General features: G+C 41.1%; 1 pseudogene. It reads left to right on the top strand.

What is annotated here, in order from left to right:
• Nucleotides 1–565 (top strand): annotated as a pseudogene (locus tag ACFIKG_RS09825) (hypothetical protein); the annotation flags it as partial.

Consider the following 565-nt stretch of genomic DNA (forward strand, 5'->3'; position numbering starts at 1 on the left):
AAATGGAGTGCACCGGAATTCAAGGTTGCACAATTTAAGAGCGACGGTAGTTCAGATGAGAAGACGAGCTATGATAATGTTGCGGCTGCGTTTGATGGTGTGAATACAGGTATGACCAATATCAACAATCGTATTCATGATGTTGAGAAGAATGTGGCGTCCAATGGTTTAAATTGGAATGAAACTGAAGGAGCGTACGACGCGAAGCATGATGACAAGTCGAGCAAGATTAAGAATGTCTTAGCTGGTAAAGTTGAAGAGAATTCACAAGAAGTTGTGAATGGAGGTCAGCTATGGGAGACGAATGAGAAAGTGAAAGAGGTTGAAAAGAAAGTAGATACGATTGATCAACATGTAAAAGATATTACAACAACGGTTATGGATGGAGCGGTTAAATATGACAAAGATGGTGATGGTAAAAAGACGAATAAGGTTACGTTGGTAGGTGGGAATGAGAGTGATCCAGTTTTGATAGACAATGTAGCGGATGGAAAGATTGAAACGGGCTCGCATGAAGCTGTTAATGGGGGTCAGTTACATGATTACACCGAACAGCAGATGAAGA

It is taken from the genome of Bartonella sp. LB28NMGDW (assembly GCF_042194435.1).
GTDB classification, from domain to species: domain Bacteria; phylum Pseudomonadota; class Alphaproteobacteria; order Rhizobiales; family Rhizobiaceae; genus Bartonella; species Bartonella grahamii.